Here is a 21,263-nt window from a genome sequence, read left to right as displayed (position 1 = left end):
GGAAAATTCTACTCGCTTTCAGCGCTAGCAGGCTCTAGCGCAGCGCCTCATTGTTGCGCGATTTCTCCAAGGTTTCGCGTAAGTCCACAATTTGCTCACGGTCCCATTCCCGCTCCCAACCAGATAGGTGGAAAATTGCATCCAGCAATCCTGCGGTGAAACCCCACACAACATAGTCTCGCACAGAAAACGCCGGGCCAATCCACGAACCGTGTCTAATGGCAAAACGATTCTCTGGGGCCAACAGGTCCGAGATAGCAACAGTAAATACGTCATCTGCCTCATCCGGGCTGGTGACATCTACCGACGAGGGCGTATCCCAATAGCTCAAGACTGGGTGCACTTGATTTCCGGTCACGGGAATGGCCAGGTCACGAAATTGCTTCAACGGGGTGACATTATTACGATTCAGCCCGGTTTCTTCCCAGGCTTCCCGCAATGCGGTATCCACCGGTGACAAATCCGTGGCATCGATGCGGCCACCGGGAAAAGCAATCTGCCCAGAGTGACTGCGCATTCCGGGGTGCCGGTGTGTCAATAACACTGTGGCATCAGCGGGCGCATCAACAGACGCAGCCCCGCCGTCGGCAGGCGAAGCGGCACCGCCAAAAAGGACCAGGACCGCAGCGTGTTTGGTGGCTTTCGGCTCCGGAAGGTTGAACTCTTCTGGGCGGCGATTCGGTAAAAAATTCTGCAGGCTATCTTCTTGCAAGCTAGCGAGTTTCTGCAACCACTGCGGTGCCCGTTCCGGTTGCACGGTGATGTTATGACCAGGGCTGTCGGTCTTCGCGATCACTGGACAACACCTTCTATGCTTTCGATGATCTCATCTGCGGAGCGGAACGGTTGCGCAAGAACTTTCTTTTGGGTTTCCCCCACATACACAATGGTAATGGGAATCACTCCCGGCAATCCTAATTCCGTGGCGAATTTATTGTGTGAATCCTGGTAGCTCACGAAATCCACACCCATCTCGTCCAGCATACCCGCACCATTTTTGGCATTCTGATCTGCGTGAACCCCCACAATCTGCCATTCAGGGTGCTGTTTGTGCACTTGTTCCAAATAAGGAATTTCTTCGCGGCACGGCTGGCACCACCAGGCCCACATATTCACGATGGTGACCGCATCATCGTGCACGACATCAGCTCTTTCTTGGTTGGCGCTGTGTTGGTCGGCGCTGCCTTGTTCTGCACTGCCTTGTTCAGGGCTCTTGCCGACGCCAGCTGCAGTCGCAGGCTCGCGTTCCGAAAGGCACGGTAGTTCCAAGCCCACCCCTGGGATGGTTGGGCTTGGGCATGCTGGGCGCTCAATGCCCGCTAGGTCGAGTGCGCCGCTCGCGTAATCCGAATCACTGCCCGGTACTGCGGTTTCGTTCTCGGATTGATTGGCCTGGCCACCATCTCCGGCATCCGCGGCATCCGCACCCGAGCCATTCGAATTGCCACTCAACAACGTGTACGCCCCGAAGCCCACCGCCGCGGAAAGAAGAACCAGGGCGATGACGCTAATGAGGGCTAGGGCGGTCTGTTTATTCATCAACGCCCAGAATAATACAGCACGTTAATACATCCTGCTTACGTGATGCGCACATGGCTAGACCACGGTGAAGCCATGGGTGAGCCCAAACAAATTCTAAGACCACGCAGAATCGGTACACAGTATATTTATTATGATGGAGGCATGATTGCTCTTACCGTTATTGTCCCGATCGCACTTGCGGTCTTTGCCATGGGGATGGAAAAGCTCGAAGCAAACGCTTTGGCCAGCACCACAGAAAATCCTGGCGGCAAGGCGGAAGCGTAAATATAATCGATCTTCGGATTCGCGCCCATCAGAGCAACGTCCCCACTAGAGTGGGGTATATTACAACAGCAATCACAGCTACAACGAGCCTAGTCCAAGGAGACAAAAGTGGAAGACGTACACGAGATCCTTTCGCGTGCAGGGATTTTCCAGGGCGTAGACCCGGAAGCAGTCGACAACCTCATCGAGCAAATGGAAACCGTGAAATACCCACGCGGTACCACCATCTTCGAAGAGGGTGAACCAGGTGATCGCCTGTACATCATCACTGCTGGAAAAATTAAACTCGCCCGCCACGCTCCAGACGGCCGTGAAAACCTCTTGACGGTCATGGGCCCATCCGACATGTTCGGCGAACTCTCCATTTTTGATCCGGGCCCACGCACCTCTTCCGCGATTTGCGTCACCGAAGTACGCGCAGCCACGATGAACTCGGAAATGCTGCAAAAATGGGTGTCCGATCACCCATTGATTGCACAGCAACTGTTGCGCGTACTGGCCCGCCGTCTGCGCCGTACCAACGCTTCCTTGGCAGATCTCATCTTCACCGACGTGCCAGGCCGCGTGGCCAAGACACTGCTGCAATTGGCAAACCGTTTCGGTGTACAGGAAGGCGGCGCACTGCGCGTCAACCATGACCTGACCCAGGAAGAAATCGCCCAATTAGTTGGTGCTTCGCGTGAGACCGTCAACAAGGCTTTGGCGACGTTCGCGCACCGTGGCTGGATTCGCCTTGAGGGCAAGTCCGTATTGATCGTGGACACCGAGCACTTGGCACGCCGCGCTCGATAAAAACGCATCCGGCCATTCGGCCGTTCCGACATTTCATTCGGCACGCCGTGGTCGTTGCTGGCGCAGCGTCGTTGCTCGCGCCACATAACCACGGCTATGATGCGGCTAAGGCTTCACCCCAAACCCATTCATCCCGACCCACACCAACCCCGAGCTATAAACAGCTAAGTTATGAGGTCTGCCCGGTTTTCGCCGGGCTTTCTTGCTGCCTCCCGTCGAGATAGCGTAGTGCCACCCGAGTCGACTGTTCAGCAGCATGGCGTAATACCGGGTCCACATCTTGATACATCGCATCGATCAGCGTCTGGAGGTCGACGTCATCTCCACGCTCAGCGCGAATTTCCCGGATCTGTGCCAGACGATATTGCCGACGCTCCAGGTATTTTTCGGCCCATTCTGCAACATTGTCTTGGTCTGGTCCATGCCCCGGAAGTAGAGCCACTCCCTGGCCGCGTTCTTGCAGCACCCGCAACGTCGTCAAGTATTGACCAAGGTCACCGTCGGTTTCGGAAATCATGGTGGTATGACGTCCGGCGATCGTATCGCCGGTGATAATGCCCTCAAGTTGGGATTCATGCGGAGTAGAAGACCACACAAAAAAGCACACACAATCCGAGGTATGCCCTGGTGTGTGCACTACTTCTACCTGTGGGGTGACCCCTTCGATCGAAATCACTTCGCCATCCTGCAACGCTGCGCCATCCACGCAGTAGCCAGGATCAAAAGCTCTCACCGGCGCGTTGGTTAACTGTCGGAACCGTTCGGCGCTATCTGCGTGATCATAATGACGATGGGTCAGTAGCGTCAGCCCCACCTCACGGGCTTGCCCACGAACGACATTGAGATGGCCTTCATCTTCCGGGCCGGGATCAACGACGATCGCACGATCATCCTCCCCTGCCCGAATGATCCAGGTATTTGTGCCTTCTAGTGCCGCGTAGCTGGGGTTGGCACACAGGACCACTCCCACTGATGGAGTCACGGGGCGAAGCTGACTATAAGCAGGATGCTTCATGCCTTATACCGTACTAGAACTCCGCAATTCGACGACCATTTCTACTTCGACCGGCGCGTTTTTCGGCAGTGCCGCTACCCCGACAGCAGAACGAACATGCACGCCTTCATCTCCAAAAATTTCGCCAACCAGCTCGGAAGCACCGTTGACGACACCCGGCTGCTCGTAAAAGCCCGGCGCGCTCGCAACAAAACCAACGAGTTTCGAAATGCTGGCGACATTGTCCAGACCAACTTCGGCATCCACTGCGGCCAGGGCATTTAATGCGCAGGTGCGCGCAGCTGAATAGGCTTCTTCTGCTGAGACCTCGTCGCCGACCAGACCGGTTATCGGCAGCTGACCGTCGACAAGCGGCAATTGTCCAGATGTCCACACCTGGTTGCCTACGCGCTTCGCTGGTACATAGGCCGCCAATGGCTTAGCCACCTCCGGCAACGTAATGCCGAGTTCTGCCAGGCGATCTTTGATGTTGGCAGCCATGCTTATACCAACTCACGTTTGAAGTAGGCAACCAGGTTTTCCGGGTTCGGACCAGGGATAATGGTCACCAACTCCCAACCGTCTTCACCCCAGGTGTTGAGGATCTGCTGGGTAGCGTGGACAAGGACAGGTGCGGTTGCGTATTCCCATTTCTTCATGGGCCCAATTCTACCGCCTGCTCCGTGCCGACGACTAGAGCTCAACATCGAGTGTTTACCGCCCCAAGTCCGTCCTGATCTACAGCGTCCCAGTGTCACGAGTGCACGGTGTCACGGGTGCACAGTCGCACAGCAGGGCCTAAATCTCGCCACCGTTAGAAAGGTAGCTGGCCCAATCCGTCACGTGTGGGTTCTTGCGCAAGATAGCCCGACGCTGGCGCTCAGTGAGACCACCCCAGACGCCAAATTCAACCTCATTATCCAGCGCGTCTGCGCAGCATTCGATGACCACCGGGCAGTGCCGACAGATCATGGCGGCTTTGCGCTGCTCTGCTCCACGCACAAATAACGCGTCCGGGTCGCCATTACGACACTTAGCCTGGGCTACCCATTCACCACGCTCCACAGTCGCCGCAGAGATTTTCGCCGTTTTCCGGCCGTAGGCTCCGCGGTAGCTCGAGTTGCGTTGGGTATTGCCAGGCGTGGCAGGCATGAAGTGACTCCTCAAGGTTGACAGCGAGGGTGTAATTTCCGCTGAGATGTTCCGGATAGTTTAGGGCGCAACACAGTTTTTGTCGAATGTGTCACACTTCCAGGGGGAGTGAGCGCTTTTGTCACACACCTTTACTGCGTAAAGTATCTATCGTGTCTTATTCCAAATCGATGATCACCATAATGCTGGCAACACTCGCCGTGTCCGCGGTTATCGCTGCGGCCATCGCGCCCATTGTCGGCATTACCGGGGCAAGTGCAGCACGCGCGGAGCAGGCGATGGAATCTGACCTCACTGATATCCAAGAAGGTGGCGCACCAGGTGTGTCCACAATGTATGACAGTGAGGGCAATGTATTGGCGAATTTCTTCAGTCAGCGTCGTCATGAGGTTCCGCCGGAGGAAATCTCGCAGGCCATGAAGGACGCCATCGTCGCGATCGAAGACAACCGCTTCTACGAGCACGAGGGCGTCGATTTTCAGGGTTACCTGCGCGCCTTAGCCACCAATATTGCCGCGGGTGGTGTGCAGCAGGGTGCGTCGACGATCCACCAGCAATACGCCAAGAACTGGGCTTTGCTTGTCGACGCCGACACTGACGAAGAGCGCCAAGAAGCCATTGAACAAACGATTACGCGTAAGCTGCGTGAGATCCGCGTTGCTGCCGATTTGGATGACCGTCTGAGCAAAGAAGACATCCTGGCTGGCTATTTGAACCTCGTGCCCTTTGGCAACCACGCCTACGGTATTGAAGCGGCTGCGCGCACCTATTTCGGTATCCCGGCAGCGGAGTTGACCGTCCCGCAATCCGCCATGCTTGCAGGGATGGTTCAGTCCTCGGAATACCTGAACCCATATACCAACCCGGATGGTGCAACAGATCGCCGTAATACGGTATTACAGGCCATGGTGAATCATGGTTACTTGGAGCAAGAAGCCGCCGATGGCTTCGTCACCGAGCCTCTCGGGGTTCTCGACTCTCCAGACACGCTGGCCAACGGCTGCATCGGCGCGGGTGATGCCGGTTTCTTCTGTGACTTTGCATTGCAATATTTAGAAGACCGCGGCATCAGCACCGATGAGCTGCTAGCCGGGAAATATGACATCCACACCACCCTGGATCCGGACGTGCAATATGAAGCTCGTCGCGCGGTATCGACATATACCAATCCACATGCTAACGGTGCGGCAGAAGTCATGAACGTTATTGAGCCAAGTCCTGATTCCCGCCGCATCTTAGCAATGACGTCGTCACGCAACTACGGCTTGAACCAAGAAGCCGGCGAAACCATTCTGCCGCAGCCATATTCATTGGTTGGTCATGGTGCTGGATCAGTATTTAAGATTTTTGCCGCTGCCGCAGCAATCGAAGACGGCATGGGCATTGAGCAATACCTGAATGTGCCGCGCCGCTACGAAGCCGAGGGACTGGGCCATGGCGGTGCACCGAATTGCCCAGCTAACCGCTACTGCGTGGAAAACTTTGGCGAATTCGCCAGTTCAATGACCTTGCGCGATGCCTTAGCGCATTCCCCAAACACGCCATTCGTCCAGCTCATGGAACGGGTTGGGGTACCAGCGGTAGTGGACCTGTCGGTTGATTTAGGGCTGCGAAGCTACGCCGAGGAAGGAACCCACGACGGTGATCGCTCCATCGCGCAATTCCAGAAAGATGCAAACCTAGGCTCCTATGTGCTCGGCTCTACCCCGGTTAATGCGTTGGAGTTGTCCAACGTTGGTGCATCATTGGCTTCCCACGGTAACTGGTGCGAGCCAAACCCCATCGATGCAGTCTATGACCGCAACGGCCAAGAGGTGTACCTGGAACGGACCCCGTGCGAAAATGTTATGGACGCGGACGCTGCCGATGCATTGTCACAGGCAATGACTGAAGATGAACAATCTGGCACCGCAGCCACCGCACGTGCTACCGAAGGTTTCTCTGGCACGATGGCGGCGAAAACCGGAACCACCAACGACAACTTCTCGGCCGCTTTTTTGGCATTCAACTCCGGCATCGCGGCTGCTCCGTATATCTTTAACGACAGCACCACCACGATGTCGCTGTGCACCAGCCCGGTACGCCAGTGCGGCAACGGCAACTTGTTCGGCGGTACCGCACCTGCCCGCTCGTTCTACAATATGGCGAATAATCTGACACAGGCCTTGAACGGCGGCGTCAGCGCTAATTTTGACCCGGCTTTTAACCAAGGGCTCGACGCCGCCAAACTCGACGAGGTGCGTGGATTGCATGAATCCGACGCACGGAATCGTTTGGCCGAGTCCGGTTTAGAAGTGCGTACAGAGCGAGTCGCCGGCAACGGCATGCCCGCTGGCCGTGTGGTCAGCGCGGATTTCACCGGGCCCGCAAATAGCGTGGTTGTTCTGCGTATCTCCGACGGTTCCACCCGCCGCGCGCCGTCGGCAAGCGAACAATCCGGCCTGAATAGCACCGGTGGCGGAGCTGCTGGCGGCAACCAAGCCCCACCAGCACCGAGCGGCATCGATATTGAACAGGAACTAGAAGACGCCGCCGAGGAACTGCGTAATTTGTTTAACTTCTAGCCCTGCAAGCGAGCTTTCACTGCCTCCGAGATGCGCTTACCATCTGCGCGTCCGGAGGCTTTCGCGTTCGCGGCCTTCATCACCTGGCCCATGTGCTTCATGGACAGCTCCTCCCCCGCATCGGCGGCAACCTCGGAGATGACGCCGTCGACAAGCTCGCCTAATTCGTCGTCACTCAGCTGACGTGGCTGATAGTTTTCGAACACTGTCACCTCGGCTTCCTCGGCCACCGCAAGCTCGTCACGGCCATTGTCGCGGTAGATCCCGGCGGATTCACGGCGCTTTTTGATCTCACGGGCAATGACCTTCAGCACGTCATCATCAGTGAGCTCCGTGCGGCTTCCGGTGGAGGTTTCTTCGGCCTGGATAGCAGCCAACAACATGCGCAATGCGGACGTCGTTGGTTTATCCTTCGCCTTCATGGCCGTAGTCAGGTCCTGGCGGATGCGTTCTTTTAGTGAACCCTGCGGGTTATGAGCCTGTGCAGTGTTATCCGGAGTGTTGTTAGCAGTGTGGTCAGCATTGTTATTAGCAGTGTTGTTAGCCATAGGCCCAAAGATACTCGCTTGGCCCGACTGGGCAACGACATCACGACAAGATTCCACGTAAAGTCCGTCTAGACTAGGCTGGGTGAATATTTCGTGGAAAACTGCACTAATGACCACCACCGTGACCACCTTCGGTGCGGGTGCGGGCACACTGGCCTGGGCGGTTTCGGAACTCAATCGCTTTGAGCTCAAAGAACACACCGTTCCGCTCCTACCCAAAGGCACCTTGGGCAAAAAGCGCAGCGCGCACGGCCAGGCAGAGTTTCGGATTCTGCATGTCTCGGATCTGCACATGATTCCCGGTCAGTCCAAGAAGATCGCCTGGGTGCGTGATCTGGCCCGGCTGCAGCCTGATTTAGTGGTTAACACCGGCGATAACCTTTCCGACGAACACGCGGTTCCCGATGTTCTCCGCGCCTTGGATCCGCTTCTCGACACCCCGGGGTTGTTCGTGTGGGGCACGAATGACTATTGGGCTCCGCAGCCGGTTAATCCTTTCCGGTATCTGACGGGTAAAAAGCGCACGCCTTCGTATGTGGATTTGCCGTGGCGCGATATGCGTGCGGCATTTATTGAGCGCGGCTGGCTTGATGCGAATCAACGGCGTCACGAATTCCGGGTTGGCAATGTGCGTCTGGCGGTCGCCGGGGTAGATGATCCGCACCATGATTTCGATGATTACGACGAGATCGCCGGCGCTCCCAACCCGGATGCGGATCTGGCGCTGGCGCTGTTGCATGCCCCAGAGCCGCGGGTGCTGCAGCGGTTTGCTGCCGACGGCTACCAGCTCTCACTGTCTGGGCATACGCACGGCGGGCAAGTGTGTTTGCCAGGGTCCAAGGCGTTGGTGACTAACTGCGGTATTGATCGTGACCGTGTACAGGGATTGCATGATTTCGCTGGCATGGCGATGCATGTGTCTAACGGTTTGGGCACCTCGAAGTATGCGCCGGTGCGATTGTTCTGCCGACCATCAGCAACACTGTTACGCATTACCGAAAAAGACGCTTAGCGCTTGTCGACGTTTTCTGTACGTACGCTGCAGTTTCTTAACCCTTTGCAGCCCGATTTGTATTCTTTATGCGCGCTATAATAAGATATCCAAGTCGCAGAAATTAATACTTCATCGCGATGGCGGGGCGTAGCGCAGCTTGGTAGCGCATCTGCTTTGGGAGCAGAGGGTCGCAGGTTCAAATCCTGTCGCCCCGACAATAAGAAAACCCGGGAAGATCTTTCTTCCCGGGCTTTTCGCTACGCGCGGGTGATGCCCGAGGCAAATGCCGGGTTAAGGGGTGGGTTAAGGGGTTAAACAACGGGATATGCGACAAAAAGTAGGGTTAAGTAGCAAAAAGTATGTCTGGTCGGGTCGTCGACCAGAGCATTGTGCCTCTTTTGCAAATAGTGAGCGAAAAAGGCCGCTTTCAGCGGGCCTATTTGTAAAAAAGACCCCAAAAACATGAAGTCTAGTCCGCTGTAGTAAAGATCACTATCTGCTACTAAACTGTCCCCATGGATACCGCAGAACCACTAACTTTTTACGACGCCGCCAAATGGGTCTACCAACGCCGTGGCAAACTTTCTGGCGCTGCTGAAACTGAAACCTGGTGGCTTTTTGCCCCAGCTACCCCCGAACCCGGCAAAGGCCCGATCATGGTCAACCGCAAGACTAATGAGCTCGAACAGCTCGGTTCACTACCCAAGGAGTGGAAGCCGCGGCTAGAAGCGTTCAAAAAAGAAGGGCCTACCCCACTCTCCGTTCCAGAAGAATTTTACGGTGATCCGGAAGAAATCTCGTTGTAGCGCTGTACCCGAAGTGGCGCACCTGGTTTGCGGTGCAGAAATGACTTCGACTTACACCACTGTCAGTGCTATACCTCGCACGACTGTCAGTGCTACACCTCGTACGCAAACCACTAATTCATACGACGTCGATTCAGCAACGGCGCTACCACGACCCCAATCATCGCGCTGATAGCCAAAGCCACCAGCGCAATCCACAGCCCCAGACTTTCGCCGTCGTTAGCAGTTGTGCTCAACGCGGTGGTAGACCAATGCAGCGGCAATAACCCAGCCAGCGCAGACCACGCTTGTGAAATCTCTGCACTCGCAGCAGCCCGCCAAACCCAGCCGACCACGCCGACCTGCGCAATGCCTGCAACAGCGGCAAGCACTATTCCTACACGCAGCCCAGCAAACCGCATCAAGGCCCAGGTGAACCCGGCAGCAACCCAGGCACTTAACGCCGAAACGCCTGCGGCTATCGCACCCGTCGCCACGCTGAGACCTTCACCCAGCAAACCAACCAAGACCGCGCCGCTGGCAGCGGCCAACACACCGCCGCCCAGCTGTACTGCCCACGCAGCTGCAAAGAACTGGCTCATCACAGCCATGACAACACCTGCCAACATCACCAGTGCGGCCACCAACATGGCCACCACTGGTGGCAACACTCCGTGTGCTGCCTTTTCCGCAGCACCTTCCTCGCCACGCGGGCCCGCCGGGATTGCACGGCCTACCGCATCAGATTTTTGTTTATTGCTCTGCGCCATCGCCCCCAAGCGCTCCGCACCGCTATCGAATTCACCAAGGCCGGCGGTGGCCTCGTCGACGCGCGCACTCAGTTCTTGCAGCCCAGCCGACAAGGCCTTCGAGCCGTTAGTTAATTCGTAGACTCCATCATGGAAACCATAACCAGGAACATTCAGCTGATTCGCCAGGTCACGTGAGCCTTTTTTCATCGCCAGGAGGTCATCAGCCACCTCGGTTTGGAAATTAAAATTTTCTACCTGTCGGCGCAGACTTTCCAAATCGGACATCGCTTGTTTCACCTTCGGTGCATCAACACCGCGCAGTTCTGTAATTGCTCGGTCGGCAGCCTCCACGAGTTGACCTTGCACTGCACCAAAAGCAACGACGTGATCCACCGCCTGGCCGACGCGATTGGCCAACTCGCTGGCTCCGTTGCCTAGTTGTCCAGTACCTGCCTGCAACTCGACCAACCCCTGGCGCAGGCGGTCAGCTCCATCCGCGGCGTCGCCTACGGCCCCTGCTAATTCTTGTGTGTCCTCCCCGACGCCTTCGAGTTCGCGGACCAGCTCATCGATGGCATTGTGCAAAATTCCGGCCTGCGACGACGCTTGTCCAGCAGCACGACGTGCATCAACCAACTTGCTGGTATCCACACCCGGGCTCTCTACTGCAGGTGCTCCCGTTGGTTCTGCTGCCGACGACCAGCTATCTTCTGGGCCCAGCGAGGCTATAGCGGCAATCACCGCCCCCGCCGCCAACGGCAATACCACTGCCAACAGCGCCACAAGCCCCCGCATACGCGACCCGCGTGCAGGTGGTTGGCCAAACCTACTAGTACCCGCTGCCGTTGCACCATGTGCTGAAGTGAATCGGTTGTACGCCGTGGACGAAGAATCGTTCATACCCGGGCACTTTAGTTCTGAAACAGCTTTCTGTGCGGCAGCTACCTCGGCGAGTCACATAAACAACAACAATCACAGGCATGCACACCCCTCGAGGGCTTATCCCAGGTTCATCCGCCCACTAGGCAGGTGATTCCACAAACCATCCGGCATACGGGAAGGGGCCGCAACGAATACACGTTGCGACCCCTAAGCGGTTACGCGAGCTAGCTAGCAGGCGCGCGACCTCCGCCTGCAACCGAGCCTGCGAATGTGCAGAGATTAGTTCTTGTACTTCTCAGCGAACTTCTTGCGTACAGCTGCGCCCAAGTCCTCGTGGACGTTGTCCCAGTACTCGTAGACGCGCTGCTCGACACCTTCGGAAACACCGGCCATGGCGTTGGTGATGTTGTGCGCCAGACGGTCCTTCTCTTCGTCGTTCATGACTTCTTCGTACAGCTTGCGTGGCTGGGTGAAGTCATCATCCTGCTCGTGCTTGACGTAAGCCGCACGAACCAGGTCAGTGCCGTGTGGGTCTGGGTTGACGTAGTAGTCAGAAGCCTGACCGTAGCTGGTGTGGTTCGACGAGGAAGTCTCGCCATCATCCAGGTAGCCAGCGCCCTTGTCGAAGCGGTTCGGGCTGTATACCGGCTGGTCTGGACCGTTAAAGTTGTACTGCATCGAACCCTCGTGATTATAGGTATTCACAGGGTTGACTGGCTGGTTGATCGGCAGGTGACGGTAGTTGGTGCCGATGCGGTAACGGTGCTGATCCGCGTATGCGAATGCGCGGGCCTGCAGCATGCGGTCTGGTGACAGGCCGGTACCCGGAACGATATTGGATGGATCCAGGGCGATCTGCTCGATCTGCGCAAAGTTGTTGCGTGGGTTACGGTTCAGCTCGAAGTAGCCCACCTTCTGCAGTGGGTAGTCCTCTTGGTACCACACCTTAGTCAGGTCGAATGGGTTGAACTTGTAGTTTTCAGCCTCATCGAAAGGCATGATCTGGACGTAGACGTCCCAGCGTGGGTAGTCGCCATTTTCGATGGCGTTGAACAGATCCTCACGGTGGTAGTCAGCGTTTTGACCTGCCATCTCAGCAGCTTCTTCGTCAGTGAAGCACTCCCAACCCTGTTGGGTCTTGAAGTGGTACTTCACCCAGAAAGCCTCGCCCTTGTCGTTAACCCACTGGAAGGTGTGGGAACCGAAGCCGTCCTGGTGACGGGAAGTCTTTGGTGTACCGCGGTCACCCATCAGGTAAGTGACCTGGTGCGCGGACTCAGGGGTACGAGTCCAGAAATCCCACTGCATATCAGCGTCGCGCAGGCCGGAGGCACCGGTGCGCTTCTGGGAGTGAATGAAATCTGGGAACTTGATGCCGTCGCGCAGGAAGAACGTCGGGGTGTTATTACCGACGATGTCGAAGTTGCCTTCCTCGGTCCAGAAACGCAGGGCAAAGCCATGAACGTCACGCCAGGTGTCAGGGGAACCCTGCTCACCAGCAACAGTGGAGAAGCGGATACCCATTGGGGTGACCTTGTTCGGCTGGAACAGGTCAGCCTTGGTGTATGCGGACACGTCTTCGGTGACGTGGAATTCACCGAATGCACCGTGGCCCTTCGCGTGGGGGTTGCGCTCTGGAACGCGCTCACGGTTGAAGGACTGCAGCTTTTCGATCAGCTGCAAGTCATTCAAAACGTTTGGACCTTGTGGGCCGGCGGTGATGGAAATGTTTTCCGAGGCGATCGGCTGGCCACCCTGGCGAGTGGTGGTGCCTGGGGCGTCCTCCCGCTGGCCTTGATCCAGCTTGTCATCAATGTTCTTAGTCATGGAATGCTCACTCCTGTTAGCAATTGATTAGACGCTCTTATGGGGATGAGGTCAATTGATAGTCTACTTGCATACATAAGAGTGCGCAATCACACTGGCAGGCCCCAAATCTCAACTCAGGGATAAATATCGGCGCTGGTAACCTCATCTAAGTGAACGCACAACCATCGCCTGCGAGCCGCGACGCCCGCACCACGCAGCTGGCATTACAAGCCGGCCGTGGTGATCGCGCAGCGCTGAGCGCGTTCATCAAAGAAACGCATGACGACGTCTGGCGCTTTCTCGCCCACCTGGCCGGGCCCGAGCTTGCCGACGACCTCACCCAAGACACTTATGTGCGCGTCATGAGCGCACTTCCCCGCTTCGCCGGACGCTCAACCGCGCGCACGTGGCTGATCTCACTCGCCCGCCGCGTCTGGATCGACAACATCCGCCACGAGCGCGCCCGCCCCCGAAAATCACACTCCGAATTAGAAGATCTCGAGCCCACCCACGAAGATTCGTCCACCTGGAGCGACTGGATCGATACTCGCCAGATGATCGCATCACTGCCTAATGAACGTCGTGAAGCGTTGGTGCTTACCCAAGTGTTGGGCTATTCCTACGAAGAAGCCGCAGCAATCGCGGGCGTTCGCATTGGCACGATTCGCTCGCGCGTGGCGCGGGCACGGAAAGATATTCTCGCAGAATACGACAATTAATCACAGAAACTGTTATATTCCGTTCAACGTTTATAGTTTTTCGGACGCGCTTTCACAGTGCGCTCACAGATTCGGAGTTGTTGTCTTCATGCTCAAACGATCGTTAGCCATCTCGATGGCCTTCGTCGGAACCCTGGCCGGCGCCGGTTTCGCATCCGGGCAGGAGGCCATGACCTATTTCGTGGCCTTCGGAAACTGGGGAATTGTCGGAGCATTGCTCGGCTCCGTCGTCATGATCATCTGTGGCATCGCCATTTTGCAGCTCGGAAGCTATTACCAAGCCCGCGAGCACACAGCCGTGATTGACCGCATCACCAACAGCCCAATCATTGCGAAAATTTTGGACTGGGGCACCATCGCGACGCTATTTTCCATCGGTTTCGTGATGTTCGCCGGTGGTGGCTCCAACCTCACAGAAGCCTGGGGCTGGCCGACGCCGATCGGTGCGACCTTGATGTTGATCATGACCATCCTGGTGGGATTGCTGAATGTCGAAAAAACCACCGCGGTCATCGGTGTCATCACACCATTTTTGATCATCATGGTGCTGGGTACCGCGATCTACACGGTGATCACGGTAGACCCGAACTGGGATAATATTCAGCAAGCTTCCACCGAGGTGCACACCACTCTGCCAAACTGGTGGATTTCTGCGATCAATAACATTGCCTTCCAGGTTATCGTCGCCGTGTCCATGGCCATTGTGATCGGCGGTAGCTTCATGGACACCCGCGAGGCAGGAATCGGCGGTGCCATCGGCGGCGCAGTCTTCCTCTCGTTGCTGCTGTTGCTGGTCATGAGCATGTACTTCACCGTCGAGACCACCAAAGATGCAGATATGCCGATGTTGGCACTGATGATCAGCCTGCACCCAGCATTAGGCCACATCATGACTGTCGTGCTCTACGGCATGGTCTTCAACACCGCCATCGGTATGTTCTATGCGTTGGCGAAACGACTGACACGCAACTCACCAGAAAAGTTCTTCCGCGTCTACGTCGCGGCTTGTTTGATCGGTTTCGTGCTGTCCTTCGTTGGCTTCCGCCAGCTCGTCAGTTACGTCTACCCAGTGCTGGGCTATATCGGCATGCTACTGATCGTCGTACTGATCTGGGCTTGGGTGCGTAATTTCCGCACCATGCGCACCGAAGGCCAGCGTCGCCGCCGCGGCCGCGAACTCATGGCCCGCAAGGTTGACCCGCGCGTACGCTTCAGCAAAAAGAACGACCGCGAGCTGACGACCCTGGCAGCCCAGTCCAACATGGGTTCCGAGGAATTCTTGCAAAGCATCAAAGAAGAAATCGACGACGAGCTAGAAAACGATCCCGACGTTGACTACGACCGGGATATGCCTGCTGGCAGCGTGGTCTACGTGGAACACACCAAGCCCGAATAAACCACCAAACCCGGGCAAGCACGGAGCAGGAATACACACGAAAGCAGGCACCAACCGGAAAACCCAGTTGGTGCCTGCTTTTAAGTTTTCTTAAGCAATTGCCACGGCCCTGTGTCAGTAATAGCCGCAGCCCCGGCGTCTACCGCTAACGCTCTAGCAGCAGCTCAGCGATTTGAATCGTGTTCAGTGCCGCGCCTTTACGTAGGTTATCGCCAGAGACCACCAGCACCAGGCCATTGTTTCCATCCAGCGATTGATCCTGGCGGATACGTCCCACCAAGCAATCATCAATGCCGGTCGCGGCCAGCGGAGTCGGCACATCGACAACCTTCACTCCCGGAGCCTGCTCCAATACTTCCACAGCCTTGTCCGGAGTAATATCGCGGCTGAATTCCGCATGCACCGTCATGGTGTGCCCAGTGAAAACCGGCACGCGCACGCAGGTTCCGGAAACGCGCAAATCCGGCAAACCAAGGATCCGGCGCGACTCATTGCGCAGTTTTTGTTCCTCATCGGTTTCCAAAGAACCGTCGTCGACAAGATTTCCAGCCATCGGCAACGCGTTATAAGCAATCGGAGCAACGTACGGGGCAGTATCCAAACCATTGAGTTTGCTGCCATCGTAAGTCAGATCAACTGCGTGCTCTCCGGCCTCATAAATCTGGGCCGCCAGCGCCTGCACGCCAGCCAGACCAGAACCAGAAACCGCCTGGTAAGAAGAAACATTCAACCGCTTCAGCTCAGCAACGTCGTGCAACGCTTTGATCACCGGCATCGCGGCCATCGTGGTGCAATTCGGGTTCGCGATAATACCCTTCGGCGTTTCTTTTACGGCCTCCGGGTTGACCTCAGAAACCACCAACGGCACCTCTGGGTCCTTGCGGAATGCCGAGGAGTTATCCACCACGATCGCGCCAGCTTCCGCAAACACCGGCGACCACTCCTTCGACGTGGCGCCACCGGCGGAAAACAGTGCGATATCAACGTCAGAGACGGACTCGACGGTCACCTTCGACAAATCTTCCACGGTGATCCGCTCGCCGCGATAATCCAGCTCTGTTCCAGCCGAACGTGCAGACGCGAAAAAACGCACCTTATCCGCGGGGAATTCGCGCTCCTCCAGAATTTGGCGCATCACCTGGCCTACTTGTCCAGTGGCACCGACGACGGCGAGTGTGGTCATAGTTGAGGTTTCCTCCCAGAGCAGTTGTGGTGGCGGTTAGCGTCCGGTTCCAGCATAGACGGTGACATCTTCGTCACCGCCAAGATCAAAACGATCATGCAGCGCACGGGTAGCTTTTTCCAGATCCGATTCGCGCAGCAGGACGGAAATACGGATCTCGGAGGTTGAAATGAGTTCCATGTTCACACCGGCATCGCGCAATGCCTCGGTGAAATCAGCGGTCACGCCTGGGTGCGATTTCATGCCAGCACCAACCAAGGAAACCTTGCCCACCTGATCGTCGTACAGCACCTGCGACCAGTTACCTTCGCGGCTTAACTTCGACAAGATCTCCACCGCCCGTGGGCCGTCTTCCCGTGGGCAGGTAAAGGTGATGTCAGTGATGCCGTCTTCCACGGTGGAGATATTCTGCAGCACCATATCGATGTTGATCTCAGCATCCGCGATGGCACGGAACACTTTGGCAGCTTCGCCCGGCTTATCGGGAATCCCCAGCACGGTCACCTTGGCTTCGGACTTGTCGGTGGCAACACCAGTCAGTACTGCATCTTCCATTGGGATATCCTCCATTGAACCGGACACCAAAGTGCCGGGGTCGTTGCTATAAGACGAACGCACACGCAGTGCGACGTTGTGCGCGCGGGCATATTCGACGCTGCGCAGCACCAAGATCTTGGAGCCGACGGCAGCCATTTCCAGCATTTCTTCGAATGACAGCTGTTCCAGCTTGCGGGCATTCGGCACAATGCGCGGATCAGCCGTATACACACCGTCGACGTCGGAATAAATCTCGCACACATCCGCGTTCAAAGCCGCCGCCAAAGCCACAGCAGTAGTATCCGAACCACCGCGCCCGAGCGTGGTGACATCACGGGTGTCCTTGTTGACGCCTTGGAAACCAGCGACGATGCAGATCTTGCCTTCGTCCAGCGATTCCTGCAGACGCTCCGGGGTGACGTTAAGGATACGGGCATTACCGTGGCGCTCGGTAGTCAACACACCAGCCTGGGAACCAGTAAATGATTGCGCCTTCGCCCCCAACGAATCCACAGCCATCGCCACCAGAGCGTTCGAGATGCGCTCACCGGCAGTCAACAACATATCGAGTTCGCGCTGCGGAGGAACTGGGTTCACCGACGCCGCAAGATCCAGCAGCTCGTCGGTAGTATCCCCCATCGCCGAACAGACCACGACGACGTCATTGCCAGCCTTTTTCGTGGCAACAATACGGTCTGCTACCGCCCGGATCCGCTCCGCGCTTTCTAGGGATGAACCCCCGTATTTCTGCACAACTAGTGCCATGAGGCCAGGTGCCCTTCCTGATCGTTCGTTTCTGCTGTCTTTGCGGCTCAAAAACGCAGGTTAATGCTCATTCATATCATAGTATGTGCCCTGCGTCCCAGACTTATATGCATGCCGAAATAACAGGCGCCTTTCGCACACACAACAAATTTTGTGTAGTCTGTACCACATGATTTCCGGGGCACGCTTTCTTCTCCTTAGCAGCCGCGGCGGGTTTTAGAGCCAACAATGACAGTTTGGTCGGCGCCCCGTCGCGGTCATTCGCGTAGCTGTTGCACCTCGCCCCGGGCACGCACATATGCCGGCCGAACAAACCTCCTGTGAACACCAGGCACCGCTCAATCCGAACACCGCTGTAACCAAAAGGAATCATCATGTCCCCTAACGACGCTTTCATCTCTGCACCCCGCCAGATAAGCAAGCCCAACGGCCCGCGTAATGAGAACCAACCTGCGTGGAACAAACAACAGGGCTCGTTCATGCCGGTGGATCGCTACTTGTCTTTCGCCCAAGAGGTCGAAGACATCCAACTGCCGGACCGCACATGGCCGGATAAAAAGATCACCGTCGCCCCGCAATGGTGCGCGGTGGATCTGCGCGATGGAAACCAGGCCTTGATTGATCCAATGAGCCCAGAGCGCAAGCGCCGCATGTTCGAGCTACTGGTGAACATGGGTTACAAGGAAATCGAAGTGGGTTTCCCTTCTGCGTCCCAAACTGATTTCGACTTCGTCCGCGAGATCATTGAGCAGGATTTAATTCCTGACGACGTCACCATCCAGGTATTGGTGCAGGCTCGCGAGCACCTGATCCGCCGAACTTTCGAGGCCTGTGAGGGCGCGAAAAACGTCATCGTGCACTTTTATAACTCCACGTCGAAGTTGCAGCGCCGCGTCGTCTTCCGTAAGGACCGCCCAGCAATCAAGGCACTGGCAACCGAAGCAGCCGAGCTGATCAAAACCATCGCGCAGGATTACCCAGACACCAACTGGCGCTGGGAATACTCCCCGGAATCGTTCACCGGTACTGAGCTCGATTTTGCCAAGGAAGTCTGCGATGCGGTTGCGGAAATCATGGCGCCGACGCCCGAAAACCCGCTGATCATCAACCTGCCGTCGACAGTCGAAATGATCACCCCTAATGTCTACGCCGACTCCATCGAGTGGATGCACCGCAACTTAAACAACCGCGAGTCGCTGATCATCTCGCTGCACCCGCATAATGACCGCGGCGAAGGCGTCGCAGCTGCTGAGCTGGGCTACCTGGCCGGAGCCGACCGCATTGAAGGTTGCTTGTTCGGCAATGGTGAACGCACCGGCAACGTGGATTTGGTGACCTTGGGCCTGAACATGCTGACCCAGGGCGTGGACCCACAGATCGATTTCTCCGATATTGCGCAAATCCGCCGCACCGTCGAATACTGCAACCAGCTGCGCGTACACGAGCGCTCCCCCTACGGCGGCGACCTGGTCTTTACCGCGTTTTCCGGTTCCCATCAAGACGCCATCAACAAGGGCTTGGATGCGATGGCTGCCAACGTGCATCCCCAGGCCAGCAGCTCCGACGTGGCATGGGAAGAGCTGCGCGAGACCACCTGGGAAGTTCCGTATCTGCCGATCGACCCAAAGGACATCGGCCGCGATTACGAAGCCGTCATCCGCGTGAATTCGCAGTCCGGCAAGGGTGGCGTCGCCTACATCATGAAAACCGACCACGGCATCGCTATGCCGCGCGCCATGCAAGTCGATTTCTCCCGCGTTGTGCAAGCAGTCACTGATGCTGAAGGCGGTGAAGTCGATTCGAAAGCCATGTGGGATATCTTCGCCAATGAGTACTTGGAGACAAACTCCCCGGTAGAACAGGTTTCTGTCACTGTGAACAACGCGGAAACCGAAGACAAAGACGCCAGTGTTACTGCCAGAGTCATCCACGAAGGCACCGAGCGCACCATCGAAGGCTCCGGTAACGGACCTATCGCTGCCTATGCCGATGCGCTGGGCAACTTGGGCTTGGACATCGAGGTATTGGAATACTCCCAGCACGCCCGCACCGCCGGTGACGATGCCGAAGCCGCATGTTATATCTTGGCGACGATTAACGGCTCCAGCGTCTGGGGCGTGGGTATTGCAGGCTCGACGACATACGCTTCACTGAAGGCACTGGTTTCGGCCGCCAACCGCGCGCATTCCAGCCTGTAGTCCCCGGCCTCTCATACGTGCATTCGTCTCTCTAGTAGGTGCACTAGACTGCTGTACTAATGACCTCGCATACCGATACCGACGACAACGGCACGAATACTCAGGAATCCTCGGGTGAGCTGCATCCGAAAGAGCAGGCCCGCCGTGAGGCAGTTGCCGCCTATCCTTTCGTGGCACTCACAGTGCAGACTTCTGGTATTCACCCATCGACTGCTCGCCTGGTGGCAGTCGATGCCGTGACCTTTAACGACGATGGCGAGACCGGAGAGGCCTTTCACGCCGTACTCAACCTGGGCGAAGACCCCGGTCCACGCCATTACCACGGGCTTTCCCGCGAAGAAGTGAACAACGGCCAGCGCTTTGCCAAGATCCTGAAGCCACTCGACCGGCTTATCGACGACCGCACTCTGATCGTCCACGATATTCCTTTAACCTGGGGTTTTCTGGTTTCCGAAGCCAAGCGCGCAATGAGTGCCGCTGCACGTGCCAACCGGCGGCGCTCCCGCAAGGGCAACCGCAAGCGCCAGCGCGTCGGGCATGTGCCGCAGCCTGCCACAATCGTCGACACGCTGGCCACTGCGCGTCGGCAAGAAGTTGCGTTCACGGATATTCGGCCTGCCGGTGTGGCTCGCGCGATGGGCTTGTCTGCGATTAGTCCGGTGGCATCAGCTGTGCGGGCTGGGCGCAGCCAAGAAGAAACCACCCGCGAAACCACGCATTTGTTGTGGGATATTTTTCAGCGTCAGCACGAAGCCGCGCAGAAGTTATCGGGCGCCGACCATGAGCTGATCGCTAGCTACCACCCGGATGATCTCCGGGCGGATCGCTGCGGTTTACAACGCAGCCACATACGCGTGGAATCCGCCGAAGCCGAGCTGACCTTAGCCAACCCCGGAAAATACGTGCCGGGTCGGTCTTTAGTCGAGGGCATGGAGGTCGTGGTTGCTGATGAAATCGGATATAGCCCCGATACCATCATCACCGCGTTGACTGAGGCCGGGTTAGTGTATCGCGAGCATCTGCACCGTGGGGTATCGGTAGTGGTGTGCAATAGAACCACTGACCTGCGGGGCAAGGCTATGCACGCGGTACGCAAAGGCATTCCATTGCTCGGGGATACCGCTTTTTTGGATGCGCTAAACCGCGTGAAGCCGCACCCGGCCCCGGATGCGCCAGTGGAGCAAGCCACGCATCCGCGGGCGGTACCGAGCCAGCCTGCGGGGAAAACATCCGGCAAGCAGCAACCCAAGCAGGCAGAAAAACACAATGACAAACAAGCAGGAAAGCAGCCGCGGAAAAAATCCCGCTCCCATCGACGACGCCGTAGCTCTTCGCGCAAAGCAAGCTCGAATACTGCGAGTGGCACAACACACACATCCGACTAGTA

The 21,263-nt window shown here is 56.9% G+C and carries 20 protein-coding genes and 1 tRNA gene; 10 read left to right on the top strand and 11 right to left on the bottom strand.

Features of this window, described 5'->3' with window-relative positions; genetic code table 11:
* Positions 1 to 34: 34 nt before the first annotated feature.
* Positions 35 to 796: an NUDIX hydrolase gene (locus QP888_RS02480; protein ID WP_284811974.1), complete on the bottom strand. Its 762-nt coding sequence runs from the start codon at positions 794 to 796 to the stop codon at positions 35 to 37.
* On the bottom strand, positions 793 to 1,539 hold the full coding sequence (locus QP888_RS02475) for a TlpA family protein disulfide reductase (protein ID WP_284811973.1): 747 nt from the start codon (positions 1,537 to 1,539) through the stop codon (positions 793 to 795). Before QP888_RS02475 ends, QP888_RS02480 begins: the two co-directional genes overlap by 4 nt.
* Positions 1,540 to 1,683: 144 nt before the next feature.
* On the opposite strand from QP888_RS02475, the gene QP888_RS02470 reads away from it, so the two are divergent.
* Together QP888_RS02470 and glxR are read left to right on the top strand one after the other, a co-directional pair.
* Positions 1,684 to 1,806 (top strand): hypothetical protein, encoded by a 123-nt coding sequence (locus QP888_RS02470; protein WP_018121094.1) that lies wholly within the window; start codon positions 1,684 to 1,686, stop codon positions 1,804 to 1,806.
* Between the two features lie 108 nt (positions 1,807 to 1,914).
* Positions 1,915 to 2,598: a CRP-like cAMP-activated global transcriptional regulator GlxR gene (gene glxR, locus QP888_RS02465; protein WP_018121093.1), complete on the top strand. Its 684-nt coding sequence runs from the start codon at positions 1,915 to 1,917 to the stop codon at positions 2,596 to 2,598.
* Between the two features lie 169 nt (positions 2,599 to 2,767).
* On the opposite strand, the gene QP888_RS02460 is transcribed toward glxR, so the two are convergent.
* The 4 genes from QP888_RS02460 to QP888_RS02445 all read right to left on the bottom strand — a co-directional run bounded on the left by QP888_RS02460 (position 2,768) and on the right by QP888_RS02445 (position 4,744).
* Positions 2,768 to 3,613 carry an MBL fold metallo-hydrolase gene (locus tag QP888_RS02460; RefSeq protein ID WP_284811972.1) on the bottom strand — a complete coding sequence of 282 codons (846 nt, stop codon included), beginning with the start codon at positions 3,611 to 3,613 and terminating at the stop codon, positions 2,768 to 2,770.
* Positions 3,614 to 3,616: 3 nt separating this feature from the next.
* Positions 3,617 to 4,093, bottom strand: a complete 477-nt coding sequence (locus tag QP888_RS02455) for a RidA family protein (RefSeq protein WP_049167812.1) — start codon at positions 4,091 to 4,093, stop codon at positions 3,617 to 3,619.
* 2 nt (positions 4,094 to 4,095) lie between these two features.
* Positions 4,096 to 4,251, bottom strand: coding sequence for a Sp36 family protein (gene sp36, locus QP888_RS02450; RefSeq protein ID WP_018121090.1), 156 nt, complete (start codon positions 4,249 to 4,251; stop codon positions 4,096 to 4,098).
* Positions 4,252 to 4,390: 139 nt separating this feature from the next.
* A complete protein-coding gene (locus tag QP888_RS02445; RefSeq protein WP_284811971.1) occupies positions 4,391 to 4,744 on the bottom strand; it encodes a WhiB family transcriptional regulator in 354 nt (117 codons plus the stop codon).
* A 152-nt stretch (positions 4,745 to 4,896) separates the two neighbouring features.
* Here QP888_RS02445 and QP888_RS02440 point away from each other — a divergent pair, with 152 nt between their 5' ends.
* A complete protein-coding gene (locus QP888_RS02440; RefSeq protein WP_284811970.1) occupies positions 4,897 to 7,308 on the top strand; it encodes a transglycosylase domain-containing protein in 2,412 nt (803 codons plus the stop codon).
* On the opposite strand, the gene QP888_RS02435 is transcribed toward QP888_RS02440, so the two are convergent.
* Positions 7,305 to 7,856 (bottom strand): GatB/YqeY domain-containing protein, encoded by a 552-nt coding sequence (locus tag QP888_RS02435; protein ID WP_284811969.1) that lies wholly within the window; start codon positions 7,854 to 7,856, stop codon positions 7,305 to 7,307. The two genes, QP888_RS02440 and QP888_RS02435, sit on opposite strands and share 4 nt — an antisense overlap.
* A gap of 109 nt (positions 7,857 to 7,965) precedes the next feature.
* Between QP888_RS02435 and QP888_RS02430 the strand changes: the two genes are divergently transcribed.
* The 3 genes from QP888_RS02430 to QP888_RS02420 all read left to right on the top strand — a co-directional run bounded on the left by QP888_RS02430 (position 7,966) and on the right by QP888_RS02420 (position 9,656).
* A complete protein-coding gene (locus QP888_RS02430; protein ID WP_284812153.1) occupies positions 7,966 to 8,868 on the top strand; it encodes a metallophosphoesterase in 903 nt (300 codons plus the stop codon).
* Between the two features lie 123 nt (positions 8,869 to 8,991).
* Positions 8,992 to 9,065: transfer RNA gene (locus QP888_RS02425), tRNA-Pro, on the top strand.
* A 300-nt stretch (positions 9,066 to 9,365) separates the two neighbouring features.
* Positions 9,366 to 9,656, top strand: a complete 291-nt coding sequence (locus QP888_RS02420; protein WP_284811968.1) for a peptidase M23 — start codon at positions 9,366 to 9,368, stop codon at positions 9,654 to 9,656.
* A gap of 113 nt (positions 9,657 to 9,769) precedes the next feature.
* Here QP888_RS02420 and QP888_RS02415 read toward each other — a convergent pair whose 3' ends face one another.
* Both QP888_RS02415 and QP888_RS02410 read right to left on the bottom strand, forming a co-directional pair.
* Entirely contained in the window at positions 9,770 to 11,287 is a 1,518-nt protein-coding gene (locus tag QP888_RS02415) for a hypothetical protein (protein ID WP_284811967.1), read from the bottom strand.
* A gap of 261 nt (positions 11,288 to 11,548) precedes the next feature.
* Positions 11,549 to 13,096: a catalase gene (locus tag QP888_RS02410; RefSeq protein WP_284811966.1), complete on the bottom strand. Its 1,548-nt coding sequence runs from the start codon at positions 13,094 to 13,096 to the stop codon at positions 11,549 to 11,551.
* 152 nt (positions 13,097 to 13,248) lie between these two features.
* Here QP888_RS02410 and QP888_RS02405 point away from each other — a divergent pair, with 152 nt between their 5' ends.
* The gene (locus QP888_RS02405; RefSeq protein WP_284811965.1) at positions 13,249 to 13,797 is read left to right on the top strand and encodes an RNA polymerase sigma factor; all 549 of its coding nucleotides are present in this window, start codon (positions 13,249 to 13,251) and stop codon (positions 13,795 to 13,797) included.
* An 88-nt stretch (positions 13,798 to 13,885) separates the two neighbouring features.
* Complete coding sequence (locus QP888_RS02400; protein WP_284811964.1) at positions 13,886 to 15,193, top strand: YkvI family membrane protein; 1,308 nt, start codon at positions 13,886 to 13,888, stop codon at positions 15,191 to 15,193.
* A 145-nt stretch (positions 15,194 to 15,338) separates the two neighbouring features.
* On the opposite strand, the gene QP888_RS02395 is transcribed toward QP888_RS02400, so the two are convergent.
* Positions 15,339 to 16,376: an aspartate-semialdehyde dehydrogenase gene (locus tag QP888_RS02395; RefSeq protein WP_284811963.1), complete on the bottom strand. Its 1,038-nt coding sequence runs from the start codon at positions 16,374 to 16,376 to the stop codon at positions 15,339 to 15,341.
* Between the two features lie 36 nt (positions 16,377 to 16,412).
* Entirely contained in the window at positions 16,413 to 17,678 is a 1,266-nt protein-coding gene (locus QP888_RS02390; RefSeq protein WP_284572080.1) for an aspartate kinase, read from the bottom strand.
* A gap of 374 nt (positions 17,679 to 18,052) precedes the next feature.
* Here QP888_RS02390 and leuA point away from each other — a divergent pair, with 374 nt between their 5' ends.
* Together leuA and QP888_RS02380 are read left to right on the top strand one after the other, a co-directional pair.
* Positions 18,053 to 19,876, top strand: coding sequence for a 2-isopropylmalate synthase (gene leuA / locus QP888_RS02385; RefSeq protein WP_284811962.1), 1,824 nt, complete (start codon positions 18,053 to 18,055; stop codon positions 19,874 to 19,876).
* Positions 19,877 to 19,935: 59 nt separating this feature from the next.
* Positions 19,936 to 21,261, top strand: coding sequence for a DNA polymerase III subunit epsilon (locus QP888_RS02380; RefSeq protein ID WP_284811961.1), 1,326 nt, complete (start codon positions 19,936 to 19,938; stop codon positions 21,259 to 21,261).
* Positions 21,262 to 21,263: the final 2 nt, after the last annotated feature.

The organism is Corynebacterium sp. MSK297, from assembly GCF_030232885.1.
Classification (GTDB): domain Bacteria; phylum Actinomycetota; class Actinomycetes; order Mycobacteriales; family Mycobacteriaceae; genus Corynebacterium.
This window is presented reverse-complemented; position numbering and strand designations above follow the sequence as displayed.

What these genes read in the sequence shown, in the direction of transcription:
- QP888_RS02390 (WP_284572080.1), bottom strand. Translation starts at nt 17,678, where the DNA reads ATGGCACTAGTTGTGCAGAAATACGGGGGTTCATCCCTAGAAAGCGCG.
- QP888_RS02435 (WP_284811969.1), bottom strand. Translation starts at nt 7,856, where the DNA reads ATGGCTAACAACACTGCTAATAACAATGCTGACCACACTGCTAACAAC.
- QP888_RS02395 (WP_284811963.1), bottom strand. Translation starts at nt 16,376, where the DNA reads ATGACCACACTCGCCGTCGTCGGTGCCACTGGACAAGTAGGCCAGGTG.
- leuA (WP_284811962.1), top strand. Translation starts at nt 18,053, where the DNA reads ATGTCCCCTAACGACGCTTTCATCTCTGCACCCCGCCAGATAAGCAAG.
- sp36 (WP_018121090.1), bottom strand. Translation starts at nt 4,251, where the DNA reads ATGAAGAAATGGGAATACGCAACCGCACCTGTCCTTGTCCACGCTACC.
- QP888_RS02400 (WP_284811964.1), top strand. Translation starts at nt 13,886, where the DNA reads ATGCTCAAACGATCGTTAGCCATCTCGATGGCCTTCGTCGGAACCCTG.
- QP888_RS02380 (WP_284811961.1), top strand. Translation starts at nt 19,936, where the DNA reads ATGACCTCGCATACCGATACCGACGACAACGGCACGAATACTCAGGAA.
- QP888_RS02460 (WP_284811972.1), bottom strand. Translation starts at nt 3,613, where the DNA reads ATGAAGCATCCTGCTTATAGTCAGCTTCGCCCCGTGACTCCATCAGTG.
- QP888_RS02430 (WP_284812153.1), top strand. Translation starts at nt 7,966, where the DNA reads ATGACCACCACCGTGACCACCTTCGGTGCGGGTGCGGGCACACTGGCC.
- QP888_RS02475 (WP_284811973.1), bottom strand. Translation starts at nt 1,539, where the DNA reads ATGAATAAACAGACCGCCCTAGCCCTCATTAGCGTCATCGCCCTGGTT.
- QP888_RS02455 (WP_049167812.1), bottom strand. Translation starts at nt 4,093, where the DNA reads ATGGCTGCCAACATCAAAGATCGCCTGGCAGAACTCGGCATTACGTTG.
- QP888_RS02410 (WP_284811966.1), bottom strand. Translation starts at nt 13,096, where the DNA reads ATGACTAAGAACATTGATGACAAGCTGGATCAAGGCCAGCGGGAGGAC.
- QP888_RS02420 (WP_284811968.1), top strand. Translation starts at nt 9,366, where the DNA reads ATGGATACCGCAGAACCACTAACTTTTTACGACGCCGCCAAATGGGTC.
- QP888_RS02445 (WP_284811971.1), bottom strand. Translation starts at nt 4,744, where the DNA reads ATGCCTGCCACGCCTGGCAATACCCAACGCAACTCGAGCTACCGCGGA.
- QP888_RS02470 (WP_018121094.1), top strand. Translation starts at nt 1,684, where the DNA reads ATGATTGCTCTTACCGTTATTGTCCCGATCGCACTTGCGGTCTTTGCC.
- QP888_RS02415 (WP_284811967.1), bottom strand. Translation starts at nt 11,287, where the DNA reads ATGAACGATTCTTCGTCCACGGCGTACAACCGATTCACTTCAGCACAT.